The sequence below is a fragment of the Streptomyces niveus genome, assembly GCF_001723055.1.
GTDB lineage: Bacteria > Actinomycetota > Actinomycetes > Streptomycetales > Streptomycetaceae > Streptomyces > Streptomyces niveus.
This window is the reverse complement of sequence record NZ_MDCR01000607.1, coordinates 1-291: the sequence shown is the minus strand read 5'-3', so window position 1 is coordinate 291 and position 291 is coordinate 1.

The following is a 291-nucleotide window of genomic DNA, read 5'->3' as shown; positions in this document are numbered from 1 at the left end:
AGCCGGTCCCGCGGGGGCGGCCCGCCAGATCGCAGATCCGCACCAGCGCCGTCCGGTCCCCGCTTCCCATGGCTCAGACCGTAGGCGGATGTTGATCAACCGGAGAGGACGCTGGCCGAAGGCGCCCCCACCACACCCTCCGTTCACCCCGGGCGCCCGCCCGATGGAGTGAATCCGTAAACGGTGCGCAAAGGCCTCCGGGCAGGGATTCGCGGAGGGATCCATGGAGCGGGCATGCCGTCGTACCCGCCCCACGGTGCGACCGGTAGGCGCCCCGCGAGGCCCCCCGCC